The sequence below is a fragment of the Faecalibacillus sp. TM498 genome (assembly GCF_020589955.1).
GTDB classification, from domain to species: Bacteria; Bacillota_I; Bacilli_A; order Erysipelotrichales; family Coprobacillaceae; genus Faecalibacillus; species Faecalibacillus intestinalis.
This window is the reverse complement of record NZ_JAJDKB010000060.1, coordinates 1-13,101: the sequence shown is the minus strand read 5'-3', so window position 1 is coordinate 13,101 and position 13,101 is coordinate 1. Positions and strand designations below refer to the sequence as shown.

At 28.3% G+C, this 13,101-nt stretch carries 17 protein-coding genes and 2 pseudogenes; 6 read left to right on the top strand and 13 right to left on the bottom strand.

What is annotated here, in order from left to right; all coding sequences use genetic code 11:
• The 11 genes and pseudogenes from LJD32_RS13185 to trhA all read right to left on the bottom strand — a co-directional run.
• Positions 1 to 775 (bottom strand): aldo/keto reductase (locus tag LJD32_RS13185; RefSeq protein WP_227392610.1); only part of this gene is annotated, 775 nt, incomplete at its 3' end.
• Positions 776 to 891: 116 nt separating this feature from the next.
• On the bottom strand, positions 892 to 1,764 hold the full coding sequence (locus LJD32_RS13180; RefSeq protein ID WP_147579777.1) for a ParB/RepB/Spo0J family partition protein: 873 nt from the start codon (positions 1,762 to 1,764) through the stop codon (positions 892 to 894).
• Complete coding sequence (locus LJD32_RS13175) at positions 1,757 to 2,524, bottom strand: ParA family protein (RefSeq protein WP_227392609.1); 768 nt, start codon at positions 2,522 to 2,524, stop codon at positions 1,757 to 1,759. The genes LJD32_RS13180 and LJD32_RS13175 overlap by 8 nt, the downstream gene beginning before the upstream one ends.
• 2 nt (positions 2,525 to 2,526) lie before the next feature.
• The gene (locus tag LJD32_RS13170; RefSeq protein ID WP_119364304.1) at positions 2,527 to 3,387 is read right to left on the bottom strand and encodes a phosphatidylserine decarboxylase; all 861 of its coding nucleotides are present in this window, start codon (positions 3,385 to 3,387) and stop codon (positions 2,527 to 2,529) included.
• A complete protein-coding gene (locus LJD32_RS13165; protein ID WP_175301933.1) occupies positions 3,384 to 3,998 on the bottom strand; it encodes a CDP-alcohol phosphatidyltransferase family protein in 615 nt (204 codons plus the stop codon). Before LJD32_RS13165 ends, LJD32_RS13170 begins: the two co-directional genes overlap by 4 nt.
• 70 nt (positions 3,999 to 4,068) lie before the next feature.
• A complete protein-coding gene (gene nrdG / locus LJD32_RS13160; protein ID WP_227392608.1) occupies positions 4,069 to 4,623 on the bottom strand; it encodes an anaerobic ribonucleoside-triphosphate reductase activating protein in 555 nt (184 codons plus the stop codon).
• Between the two features lie 83 nt (positions 4,624 to 4,706).
• Positions 4,707 to 5,249 carry a hypothetical protein gene (locus LJD32_RS13155; RefSeq protein ID WP_119362499.1) on the bottom strand — a complete coding sequence of 181 codons (543 nt, stop codon included), beginning with the start codon at positions 5,247 to 5,249 and terminating at the stop codon, positions 4,707 to 4,709.
• A gap of 92 nt (positions 5,250 to 5,341) precedes the next feature.
• Positions 5,342 to 5,818: pseudogene (locus LJD32_RS13150) on the bottom strand (aldo/keto reductase).
• A 26-nt stretch (positions 5,819 to 5,844) separates the two neighbouring features.
• Positions 5,845 to 6,093: pseudogene (locus tag LJD32_RS15410) on the bottom strand (aldo/keto reductase); the annotation flags it as partial.
• A 45-nt stretch (positions 6,094 to 6,138) separates the two neighbouring features.
• Positions 6,139 to 8,316 (bottom strand): anaerobic ribonucleoside-triphosphate reductase, encoded by a 2,178-nt coding sequence (nrdD, locus tag LJD32_RS13145; RefSeq protein WP_175301932.1) that lies wholly within the window; start codon positions 8,314 to 8,316, stop codon positions 6,139 to 6,141.
• A gap of 251 nt (positions 8,317 to 8,567) precedes the next feature.
• The gene (gene trhA, locus LJD32_RS13140; protein WP_022000807.1) at positions 8,568 to 9,233 is read right to left on the bottom strand and encodes a PAQR family membrane homeostasis protein TrhA; all 666 of its coding nucleotides are present in this window, start codon (positions 9,231 to 9,233) and stop codon (positions 8,568 to 8,570) included.
• Positions 9,234 to 9,393: 160 nt separating this feature from the next.
• Between trhA and LJD32_RS13135 the strand changes: the two genes are divergently transcribed.
• Together LJD32_RS13135 and LJD32_RS13130 are read left to right on the top strand one after the other, a co-directional pair.
• Positions 9,394 to 9,906, top strand: coding sequence for a deoxyuridine 5'-triphosphate nucleotidohydrolase (locus LJD32_RS13135; RefSeq protein WP_032091166.1), 513 nt, complete (start codon positions 9,394 to 9,396; stop codon positions 9,904 to 9,906).
• Positions 9,860 to 10,153: a GIY-YIG nuclease family protein gene (locus tag LJD32_RS13130; protein WP_227403829.1), complete on the top strand. Its 294-nt coding sequence runs from the start codon at positions 9,860 to 9,862 to the stop codon at positions 10,151 to 10,153. Before LJD32_RS13135 ends, LJD32_RS13130 begins: the two co-directional genes overlap by 47 nt.
• Before the next feature lie 12 nt (positions 10,154 to 10,165).
• Here the strand turns inward: LJD32_RS13130 and LJD32_RS13125 are convergent, their stop codons facing one another.
• Positions 10,166 to 10,603, bottom strand: a complete 438-nt coding sequence (locus LJD32_RS13125; RefSeq protein ID WP_227392606.1) for a DMT family transporter — start codon at positions 10,601 to 10,603, stop codon at positions 10,166 to 10,168.
• Entirely contained in the window at positions 10,600 to 11,019 is a 420-nt protein-coding gene (locus LJD32_RS13120) for a DMT family transporter (RefSeq protein ID WP_022000803.1), read from the bottom strand. Before LJD32_RS13120 ends, LJD32_RS13125 begins: the two co-directional genes overlap by 4 nt.
• Before the next feature lie 81 nt (positions 11,020 to 11,100).
• On the opposite strand from LJD32_RS13120, the gene LJD32_RS13115 reads away from it, so the two are divergent.
• From LJD32_RS13115 to LJD32_RS13100, 4 genes are all read left to right on the top strand, one after another.
• Positions 11,101 to 11,748 carry a cyclic nucleotide-binding domain-containing protein gene (locus tag LJD32_RS13115; protein WP_227392605.1) on the top strand — a complete coding sequence of 216 codons (648 nt, stop codon included), beginning with the start codon at positions 11,101 to 11,103 and terminating at the stop codon, positions 11,746 to 11,748.
• A gap of 26 nt (positions 11,749 to 11,774) precedes the next feature.
• Positions 11,775 to 12,602 (top strand): MurR/RpiR family transcriptional regulator, encoded by an 828-nt coding sequence (locus tag LJD32_RS13110; RefSeq protein WP_227392604.1) that lies wholly within the window; start codon positions 11,775 to 11,777, stop codon positions 12,600 to 12,602.
• Positions 12,603 to 12,735: 133 nt separating this feature from the next.
• A complete protein-coding gene (locus LJD32_RS13105; protein ID WP_032091161.1) occupies positions 12,736 to 12,975 on the top strand; it encodes a SemiSWEET transporter in 240 nt (79 codons plus the stop codon).
• Between the two features lie 14 nt (positions 12,976 to 12,989).
• Positions 12,990 to 13,101: family 1 glycosylhydrolase (locus LJD32_RS13100; protein ID WP_227392611.1), on the top strand; the 112-nt coding region annotated here is incomplete at its 3' end.

The following is a 13,101-nucleotide window of genomic DNA, read 5'->3' as shown; positions in this document are numbered from 1 at the left end:
TTTGTTTCATTTCTTCTTCATTTAATTCAAAATCAAAGATATCTATATTTTCTTTTATTCTTTCTACATGTGTTGATTTTGGAACAACAACAACACCTCTTTGTACATTCCATCTAAGTAAGACTTGTCCTACTGATTTATTATATTTAGCTGCAATTCCTTTTAACATCTCATCTTCAAATGGATTATATCTTCCTCCACCTAGTGGTGCCCATGCTTCAGGAATAACATCATAATATTTCATTGTTTCTATTGCTTTTTCTTGTGTATAGTATGGATGAAGTTCTACTTGATTGACCATTGGTTTGATTTCTACTGTATTTACAAAATTGACAAGAACATGTGCATAGAAGTTAGAAACACCGATTGCTTTTAATTTTCCTTCTTTATACGCATCTTCCATTGCTCTCCATGCACTAAAGTAATCACCCATCGCTTGATGTAAAAGATATAAATCCAAATAACCCAAACCGCTTTTTTCAATCGATGCATCAATTGCTCTCTTTGCAGTTTCATAGTTTTTCATATCTTGTACCCACATCTTAGAAGTAATAAATAAATCTTTTCTAGTACAAACACCTTCTTCAATAGCACGTTTAACACCTGCACCAACCGCATCTTCATTGGTATAAGAAGCTGCTGTATCAATTAAACGATATCCTGCTTTAATTGCTTGATATACTGATTCTTCACATTCTTTTTTATCTGGTACTCTAAAGACACCAAAACCTACTATAGGCATTTTTAACCCATTATTTAATGTTTGATATTCCATTGTATTTCCCTCTTTTCTTACTTTTATTTTGAGATAAAAGTAAGAAAATGTACAATATTGATTTTGCATTCTACTATGTTTTTTTCGCATAGAAAAAACTTGGTTTTACCCAAGTTTTAACTTTCTTCAATAACACCCATTAATTCTAATAATCTATTTAAATCATCTGTGTCAGAGTATTTAATTGTAATAGACTTATCATCTACTTTGATTCTCGTACGATATTTTTTTCTAAGTAATCCTTCAACATATTGATATTCTTTAGATTTTTCAACCTTAGGTTTATTCTTTCTAGCTTCTTGAAGTTCAAAGCCTTTCACAATATTTTCAACATCTCTAACAGATAACTTTTCATCAATAACTCTTTTAGCAATCTTTAATGCTCTTTCTTTATCCAATGTAATTAAAGCTCTTGCATGTCCCATTGATAAAGAACCATCTAATACATATTCTTGAATCTTTTCAGGTAAGTTCAATAATCTAAGTGTATTTGTAATATGTGTTCTTGATTTTCCAATACGTTTAGCTAATTCATTTTGTGTAAGTTTAAGTTTTTCCATCATCGTTTGATAAGCTTGTGCTTCTTCGATGGCATTTAAATCTTCTCTTTGAATATTTTCTAATAAAGCAATTTCCATCATTTGTTGATCACTAAAATCAACAATAATTGCTGGAACTTCTTCTAAATGTGCCATTCTTGCTGCACGGCATCTTCTTTCACCAGCAACAATTTCATATCCTTGAACAGATTTCTTTAAAATTACTGGTTGGAAAATACCATGTTCTTGAATTGATAAAGCAAGTTCATTTAAAGCTTGTTCATCAAATACTTTTCTTGGTTGATAAGGATTAGGTCTAATTTCATCTAATTTGATTTTTTCTTGACTACTTTCAGGTGTATTATGTTCAATATCATCAATTAGTGATGTAATATCTCCACCAAAAATAGCATCTAATCCTTTATTTAATTTTTTCTTTTTCTCAGCCATTTCTACTCAACACTTCCTTTGCAAGTTCTTTATAAGCTTGAGCCCCAACAGAAGATCCATCATAATCAAAAATACAGATTCCTGCACTTGGTGCTTCAGATAATTTAATATTTCTTGGAATAACAGTTTTATAAACTTTTTCTTTAAAATACTTTCTTACTTCTTGAGAAACTTCCAATCCTAAATTTGTACGTTGATCTAACATTGTTAATAATAAACCTTCAATAGAAAGTTTTTTATTAAAATGATTTTGTGTTAATTTAATTGTATTTAACAATTGTGTTAAACCTTCAAGTGCATAGTATTCACATTGTACTGGGATAAGTACTGTATCACATGAAGTTAAAGCATTGGTATTTAATAAACCAAGTGCTGGTGGACAATCAATAAATACATAATCATAATAATCTTTTACTTTATCTAACGCTTGTTTTAAACGCACTTCTCTTCCTTGTTTTACATGTGCTAATTCTAAATCTATCCCTGCTAAATCTATTTCTCCTGGTGCAACATCTAGATTTTCAATATAAGAATGTTGAATTACTTTTTCTAAACCAACTTCTCCTGTTAAAACATGATATGTTGATAATTCAATATAATCTCTATCGATACCAATACCTTGTGTTGCATTTGCTTGAGGATCCATATCTATAAGTAACACTTTATAATTCATCTTCGCAAGTGCAGCTGATAAATTAACGCTTGTCGTTGTTTTACCAACACCACCCTTTTGATTTGTAATTGCTATAACCTTCGACATCTTTACACCCCTTTATGTCCTATCGTTTGTCCTAGTAATACTCTTGTTTCAATATTCTCACTAGAATTATTTATAATATCATCATCTATTTTGACAGTATCTTTTTTCAAAATCATTACAACTGTCGATCCACCAAATTCAAAATAACCTTTTTCTTCTCCTTTAGTAGCAATACTATGTTTATAATTGACAATTTTACCAACCATCATTGCTCCTACTTCCATTTGAATCATTCTACCAAAGTTATTTGAATCAATCACAGTGTACTCTCTACTATTCATTTTGTATATAGGATAATAATCATTTGCGATAGGATTAACAGTATGAAAAATACCTTTGATTTTCTTATGGGAAACAATTTGACCATCATCTACATAACTATAACGATGATAATCATCAACAGCTAAACGAAATACAAGACATATTCCACCATCATATTCTTTAGCTAATGTTTCATCTTGTAATAAATCTTTTAATTGGTATTTTGTATCCTTGATTTCTAAAATCGTATCATCATTTATCGGATAGTAAGTAAGTTTACTATCAGCAGGTGCCATCAATACATCTTTAGAATTGTCAAATGGTCTTTGACCATCCTTTATTCTTCTTGTAAAGAAATCGTTATAACTTTTATATTTCTTTTCTTCATATTGACTCATATCAATATCATTGTTTTTAATAAACGAAGAAATACTTGTCTTTGAAAATGGTGAAGACATATATAAACCACCTAAGTGTGTAACAAATGGTGATACTAAGATTTTTAAAGCACATCTACCAGCAGATGTGCTATATAATTTTTTTAATAATTTATTTTGACCCTCTAATTCTTTAACGATATGTCCTTGACGATCTTTAATCATGAAAAACAAAGAATTTGCACAAGTTCAATAACAACTAGAACACCAAGTGCAATAATTCCTTTCCCTTTTAATTTTGGCACTTTAAAATCAACAACAAATAAAATACCTGTAATTAACATTAAAGTTCCATATAAGTAATCTAAACCAAAAATAACATATCTTAAAGCAAATGCAAAAGGTAAAATAAAGGCTGAAGTTGTAACTGGTAAACCTTGATAATACTTTCTTTTTTCTGTTGTTTGTTGCTGTCTTGTTTCTTCAGTAACATTAAAATAAGCTAAACGAATAACTGCTGCTAATACATAAAGTATTTCAATAGCAAGCCATCCTACTGAAGATAATCCTAAATTATATCCTAGTATTGCTGGAAAAACACCAAAAGAAATAAGATCACATAAAGAATCTATTTGAATTCCAAACTTCTTTTCTTCTTCTGTACGATTTTTCTTACTTCTTGCGACCATTCCATCGAAGGTATCACAAATACCACACATCATTAAACAAATAAATGACCATTGGTAAAGTCCAATGACTGATAAGTGGATTCCTACCATTGCAAAAACTAATGATAAATATGTAAGAATGACAGTATAACTATAAAATCCTATCATATTCTACTCCCTCTATAATTAACGAAAATATTATAGCATAATTTTATCTAATTATGTAGTGTATATCGTCTTATTCATATTTTTGAAAATTTCTATTTTCATTCAAATCTTTATATAAAATAATTTCATCTTTTTCTAAACTTTGTTTAACATCTATAATTCTTTGATTAGACGATCCTCTAAACTTTAAACTTAAATCTTTAAGTTCTTCAATAAACTTACCATCTACTAGAACATCGATATAAGATAACAATTCATCAGTTGCTTCACATCTTGCTCGACTTTCACTTAAAAGTTCTTGATCAAAGAGATAACCTGTATAACACCAAATATCCTTTTGTGGATAAAGTTCTTTCACTCTTTTAATAAACGGTAATAACGCTCTTTGATTACTTGGTTCCATTGGTTCTCCTCCAAGTAAAGACAATCCTGTTATATGTTCTGGTTTTAAATAATCAATAATTAAATCTTCTACTTCTTGATTAAACTCTTTTCCATATTTAAAATCCCATGTCATTTGATTAAAACAATTCTTACAGTGATGCGTGCATCCTGATACAAATAAAGAAACTCTAACTCCTAAGCCATTAGCGATATCAAAATTCTTAATTTCTGCATAATTCATTTCAATTCCTCTTTTCATATTTTCCTATTATACAACAATTCTTTATAGATTCTATTGATATAATAAAAAGGATGTATCATCCTTTAACATAAACCTCTATATTTTATAAGTTCTCCAATATTTCCTTGATATAAACACTCTAATTCTTCAAATAATAAATAATCCGATGGTTTCATTAAACAAGGAAGCTTAGGTAATTCTATAGCTTGACTATAAGCCAAGATTTCACTTACAAATTCTGAACAGAAATAATAATGATTTCTACGATAAGGAACTTCCAATTTACATAAGATCAATCCCATTAAATTATATTTATAATCTTGAGAATGATTTAAAATAGATTCTAAAATAAATTTTGCCTTATAATATATCTCTTTCTTAACAGTAAGTTTATATAATGCACAAGGAATATGTTGATTTTTATTATAGAATCCCTTTTCAAATGACTCATTTCTAATTCCTGCAGGAATTGGAGAGTAAGTATATTTTCTAGCACAACTATACATCGGTTGTAAATTTTCTTCAAAAGAGATAGAAATATGTGTATAACTGTCTTGCGTCATTAAATAAATTGCTTTAGAAATAAAAGTATCTGATTTTGTTAGTAATAAATAAATATCTTTCACCTTATTCTCCTTTCCTCACTTCTTTCAGTATTACATATTTTTTAGATATAATCGACATATTTTTACAAATTTATCAATTCATTAAATTTTTTTCATAACAAAAAAAGCGAGAATGTCTCGCCTTTATATAAACTAACTCTTTTTTCAAAATCAGAACCTGGTTCAAACCTTCTACTTTCGATATCCATTTGAGATAATGCTTGATTCATTGATTCAACTTCTGCTTTTGTAAATTTGATTTCGGTTGCTTTAATATTTTCTTTTAATCTTTCCAACTTTGTTGTTTCTGGAATAGGTACAATAAAATCTTTTTGTGCTAATACCCAAGCCAAAGAAATTTATGCAACTGTTACCTTTTTTTCTTTTGAAATTTTATTAACTAAACCAACAACTACTTGATTCTTTTTAAGCGCTTCTTCACTAAATCTTGGTGCATTTAATTTTGCATGAAAACCATTTTTATCATAAGCATCACTTAAAAATCCTTTACATAATGGAGCAAAAGGAACAAAACCAATACCTAGTTCTTCAAGTAAAGGAATAAGCTTATCTTCTGGTTCTCTCCACATCATTGAATATTCACTCTCTACGGCTGTTAAAGAACATATTGCATGGGCTTGGTTTCAATTTTTGCTTCTGATAATCCCCAATGTTTGATTTTCCCTTGTTTAATAAAATCCTTCATTAAATACGCAATATCTTCAATTGGTACATTAGGATCAACGCGATGTAAATAATACAAATCAATATAATCTGTTTTTAATCTTTTAAGAGAGCCCTCTAAAGATTTTTTAATACCTTCAAGATTTCCATCAACAACTTGTTTACCATTTTCCCTTCTTTGGTTTTTGGTTAATAAATAGAAAAAAAAGAGATGAAAATTTCATCTCTATAAGTGTAATACACGTTCTTTGATTTCTTGTGTTCTTCCTTGATTCCAGAATTGTGTTCCAATATAACCACATGTACGTCTAGCAACAGACATCATATCTTGGTTTTTATTTCCACAGTTTGGACATACCCAAATAAGTTTACCATTTTCATCTTTTTCAATTTGGATTTCTCCATCATATCCACAAGCCATACAATAATCACTCTTTGTATTTAATTCAGCATACATAATATTATTATAAATATGTTTCATAACTGCTAATACCGCATCAATATTATCTTGCATATCTGGAACTTCTACATAAGAAATAGCTCCACCTGGTGATAATTTTTGGAATTGAGATTCAAATGTTAATTTATCAAAGGCGTTAATATGTTCTGTTACATGGATATGATAACTGTTTGTAATATAGTTTTTATCTGTAACACCTTCAATTTTACCAAAACGTTTTTGTAAACATTTTGCAAATTTATAAGTTGTTGATTCAATTGGTGTTCCATAAAGTGAAAAATCAATATTTTCTTTTTCTTTCCATTTTGCACATGCGTCATTTAAATGTTGCATTACTTCAATTGCAAATGGTGTTGCACTTGGATCTGTATGTGATTTACCTGTCATATATTTAACACATTCATATAATCCAGCATATCCAAGAGAAATTGTTGAATAACCACCGTATAATAATTTATCAATTGTTTCACCTTTTTTAAGACGAGCCAATGCTCCGTGTTGCCATAAAATAGGTGCCACATCACTTGGTGTTCCTTTTAAACGTTCATGTCTGCACATTAAAGCTCTATAACATAAATCTAATCTTTCATCAAAGATTTGCCAGAATTTGTTCATATCTCTTTTTGATGAACAAGCCACATCAACTAAGTTGATTGTCACAACTCCTTGATTGAAACGTCCATAGTATTTTGGTTTACCATTTTCATCAATATAAGGTGTTAAGAAAGATCTACATCCCATTGATGGATAACATTGACCATTCCCATTTTGATCAACTTTTAATTCTTTCATTACTTTTTCAGAAATATAATCAGGAACTAAACGTTTTGCTGAACATCTTGCAGCAAGTTCTGTTAAATAATAATATTGACTATTAGGTTCAATATTGTTTTCTTGTAAAGCATAGATTAATTTAGGGAATGCTGGTGTAATATAAACACCTTTTTCATTTTTAACACCTTTCATTCTTTGTTTAAGTGTTTCTTCAATGATCATAGCAAGGTCATCTCTTAAACGTCCTTCAGGTACTTCATTTAAATACATGAAGACAGTAATAAATGGTGCTTGTCCATTTGTTGTCATTAAAGTAACAACTTGATATTGAATTGTTTGTACCCCTTTAGTAATTTCTTTTTTCAAACGTTCTTCAGCTAAAGCATTGATTTTTTCATCATCTAATTCTAAACCAATAGTTTCAAATTCTTCTTTAACTTCTTTTCTAAATTTTTGTCTACTTACATCAACAAATGGTGCTAAATGAGATAATGTAATACTTTGTCCCCCATATTGAGAACTTGCTACTTGAGCAATAATTTGAGTAGCTACATTACATGCAGTAGAAAAACTCTTTGGTTTTTCAATCATTGTTTCTGAAATAACTGTTCCATTTTGTAACATATCTTCTAGATTTACTAAATCACAGTTATGCATATGTTGAGAGAAATAATCAGCATCATGGAAATGAATCAATCCTTCATCATGTGCTTTTACAATATCTTCTGGAAGTAAAATTCTTCTTGTTAAATCTTTACTAACTTCTCCAGCCATATAATCTCTTTGTACACTATTTACTGTAGGGTTTTTATTAGAGTTTTCTTGTTTAACTTCTTCATTTGCACATTCAATCAAACTTAAAATTTGATCATCAGTTGTATTAGATTGTCTTGCTAGTGCTCTTTGAAAACGATATGTAATATACTTTCTGGCAACAGAAAAAGCATTTAATTTCATTAATTCATCTTCTACTAAGTTTTGAATTTCTTCAACGCTTAATGCTCTTTTCATTTTTTGACATTTATATTTAATGTCATTTGTAATATTATCTATTTCTTCTTCAGAAAGTCTTTCTGTTTCAACAACTTCTTTATTAGCACCAATAATTGCATTGGTAATTTTTACTTCATCAAAAATTGCTTCTTGCCCATTTCTTTTTATTATTTTCACGCCAAATATCCCCTTTCGTATTTTTTATGTATTTGTATTATAGCCAATCAAAAAAAAAAAATATACTTTTATGCTCTATTGGCCCATACTTTTTTTCGAATTATTTTACTTAAAATAATTCGACGTCCAATCCATTCTATCACAAATAATATTGATTTTATAGTTCTTTTACGTTTTTACAAAATAAAAAAATCCAATGTTTATATAAACAAAGGACTTTGTAAAAAATATATTTATGATTTTTATAAATTCTAAAGAACATATAAGATAATACATAAAAAATGTAAGATAGAACCAACTAAAATCCATAAATGCCAAATACTATGCATATATTTAATCTTATTTTGTAATACATAGAAAATAACACCAATTGTATAAGCAAGTCCTCCTGAAACAAGTAACCAAATACCATTCATTCCTACTGCTTGTGGTAAGAGATTGATTTTAAAAATAATACACCAACCCATCACTAAATAACAAATCATTGAAAAAGTTTGATATTTTTTAATATCGATTGCATTTAACGTAATTCCAATCACTGTCATGATCCATATGACTGCAAATAAAATCCAAGCCCATTTAGCATCAACTTCTCTTATTGAACAAAGTAAAACCGGTGTGTAAGTTCCCGCAATCAATACAAAGATACTGCAATGATCCATAATTTGGAAAACTTTCTTTGCTTTAAGCTTAGGTGATAAACCATGATAGATAGCTGACATTGTATAAAGAAGAATCATCGAAATTCCATAAACAATCCCTGAAAATAAGCCATAACCATCATGACAAAAGATAATACATAAAACTAATGCGGCTATTCCCATCGCCCCACCTACAATATGAGTTACCATATTAAATATTTCTTCACCCTTTGTATAAACAGGTAAAACACGATCATCTAATTTTGTTCTTTTCATACACATTACCTCTTTTAACTATTTTATGTAGTATTCAATACTATGTCTTATAATTTACACATATAATAACAATCTCATTTCCCTATGTCAAGTGATGAAATTATTTATTTTCTTGTTTTCTTTTTTCCTCTATAATAGAGAAGTAAAAAGGAGAAAAATTATGAAAAAAATCGCAAAATTTGAAAAAGTATCATATAACCAATTTAAAAATGATTTCATGGATTCATTTCCTCAATATAATGAAAAAGAAGTAGAAGAAATCTATCATTCCATCCAACTTCCAAAACGTGCCACAAAAGGATCAGCTGGATATGATTTCTATAGTCCTATTGATTTTGAATTAAATCCAGGACAAACTATTAAAATTCCTACAGGTATTCGTGTACGTATTGAAAATGGTTGGGTATTAGGTTTATATCCTCGTAGTGGTTTAGGATTTAAATATCGTTTACAACTTAATAATACAGTAGGTATTATTGATAGTGATTATTATAATAGTGATAATGAAGGTCATATGTTTGTAAAACTTACAAATGATAGTAATGAAGATAAATCTCTTTCTTTAAAAGCAGGACAAGGAATGGTTCAAGGTATTTTCTTTGAATTTGGAATTGTTGAAGATGATGATGTCACTGAAGAAAGAAATGGTGGCTTTGGCTCAACAACAAAATAATTACGTTTATATCGTAAGGTGTCGTGATAAAACACTTTATACTGGTTGGACAAATCAGCTAGAAAAGCGTATTGAAGCCCATAACGCTGGTAAAGGTGCTAAATATACAAAGGCAAGAAGACCAGTCGAACTTGTTTATTTTGAAACTTTTGAACATAAAAGCGAGGCTTTAAAAAGAGAGTATCAAATTAAACAATTAAAAAGATCAGAAAAAGAAAAGCTCATATTAAGCAAAAAGAAGATCTAAACTGATCTTCTTTTATGCTTTTTCTTCACTTAATTGATAAATCACTAAACCAGCAACAACAATCAAACATCCTAAAATTTTTGAAATAGAAAACATGTTATATACAAAAGCATCAATCACCATCCCACTGACAAGTTGTCCAATAAAGCTTAATAAAGTAAGGATAACAGGTGATATTCTAGGAACAATTATATTTAAAATCAAGATATTAAAAACCCCTATGATTCCACCTAAATACATCATCAAATTCGTTTTATCTAAAGAAATATTTATATGTTGAACACCAACAATCATCAAAACAAGCATTAAAATCAAACTTGTTATAAAGCCTGTAAAGTAATTATAAAACGTTCCCTGATAAGCTCCCATTTTCTTAGAAAGCATCCCATTGACACTACGGCTTAAAACAATTGTAACTCCTGATAGAATAGAAAATATAATAGAAATCATAATAACATCACTCCTATTCCTAAACAAACAACTGCTAATCCTATGATCTTTCCTATATTTAATTTTCGAATAGATGTCGCTAGCCATCCCTTATTTTCTAACAACAAAGATGTCATCATTTGTCCTAATAATCCTAGTGCTGTCATTAAAGAAGCTCCTATCTTACCAATCGCAAAAACATTAAAAATAACAGTTAATACCCCGATACATCCTCCACAATACATATATAAAGGAATTTGTTTTTTAAAACAAACTTTCTTATCTTTGATTTTCATAATAATTAAAAAAGTAACTAAACCAACTAAATGAATGATAACTGTTGATAAATAGACCCCTGTATAATCTGATAATTGCCCATTAAATACATTCATCGTCGTTACAATAATCCCACATAATGTGGCTAATACAAAATCCATCAAGATCACCTCCAGAAAGAATTATAGTGATTGAACTTGATTATAAATACGACATATGTCATATTGGTGATGGTGATTTAGATGAATTATTTAAATGAATTAAAAAAATTAGAAATTCTTCACGTTGATAATTATCAATATATTGAAATCAAAAAATTAAATAAAGACGAATATTTATTACATCAAGGTGAAAAGCTTAATTATATTTATATTCTTTTAAGAGGAAAAATGAAAGTAAACCATATTAATGCGAATGGAAATAGTATGTTATGCAGTTTTAATAGTCCCTACTCTATTATTGGTGATTTAGAATTTATCACTCAATCTCCTATTATTAATAATGTGATTGCTTATGAAGATTGTATTTGTGCAACTATTTCCCTTTCTAAATATCATGAAATATTAATGAATGATGTTTTCTTTATGAAAACCATCGCAAAAAATCTTGCCAGCAAGCTTTCTAAATCAACTCAGAATCAGTCTATTTCATTAAATTATCCAGTTGAAAATAGATTAGCGGCTTACTTTGTTGTTTCTCATAAAAACTCTATTGTTCAAGATAATTTTGTAGTCGTTGCTGAATTGATAGGTTGTAGTTATCGTCAACTCCAACGTATTCTTCAATTATTTTTAGATAAGAAATATATAAAGAAAATTAAACGTGGTACGTATCAAATTATTAATTTAAATGCTTTAAATCTGTTAGGTGAAGATGTTTATCAATTTTAATATTATAATAAAAATGAGGTGATTTTATGATTTTAAAACAGTTAGAAAAAGATTATAAATTAAATAAAAATGATTTGTTTATTGCTAGATACATACTTGAACATAGTGAAGAAATCCCTTTACTTTCTTCACATCAACTTGCTAAAGAAACATTCACAAGTCCAACAGCTATTATTCGTTTTGTTAAAAAGCTAGGTTTTGAAAGTTATAATGATTTTAAACTTAATATCCATTCTTTTTTAAATCAGTATTATCTTTCTAATATGCATATTCAATCTCATGAAAACCTTTATTCTGTAAAAAATAAACTTACAGAAATTGAATGTGGTATTATTCATCAAACAAAAGATAATATTGACTCTACCACATTTAACCACATAATTTCTATGATTTCTAAAAATAAATATATTGATATTATTGCCAATGATACAAATTCTACTATTGGAGATTATGCTAGTCATTTATTATCAAGTGTTAATAAGATTGTTAATGTTTATCATAATCATGATAAACAGCTTTGGCTAAGTTTTAATGTGGAAAGGGATCATACAATTATACTTGTGAGTAAATATGGTAAAAATAAGCATTTATTAAGAGTAGTTGATATTTTAAAAGAAAGAAAGATTCCTTTTCTTGTGATTACATCTAAACAAGCAAAAGAATTATCTTTAAAAACACCTTATGTTTTATATGGAATAATCCATGAAGAATTCGAAAGTTTAAAAGACATGACTTTCTATATTTCTTTAAAATATATTTTTGATTTGTTTTATACTATTCTTATATCAAATGATTTAAAACATTCTAAAGAATTAGATAATCTTTATGGACATATCTTTAATCAAGAAAGTTGACAATGTTACAATGTAACATTGTTTTTTTATCTTTTAAGAATAATTTTGTTATGTTATTTCTTAGTATGCTTTATCACTTGATAAGTTCTTTTTTATAAATTATTTTAGTTTTGTAGAAAAGGAGGAATCAAAAATGATTGGTACTATTGCTGCCATTTTAACAACAATTTCATTTTTACCACAAGCATATCAAGTTATTAAAACCAAAGATACATCAAGCATTTCACTTGGAATGTATGTTGCTTTTGTTTTAGGAGTATTTTTATGGATTATTCATGGTATTAACATACGAGATTATAATTTGATTGGCGCAAATGCAATTACTTTTGTTTTTGCTTCAATTATTTTAACTTATAAAATCAAATATAAATAGTGGAGGAAAAAACTATGTTAAAAAAAGATTTTTTATGGGGTGGAGCGTTAGCTGCTCACCAATTTGAAGGAGGAGTATTAAATACTTCTAAAGGATATTCTGTAGCGGATGTCATGACTGCAGGAG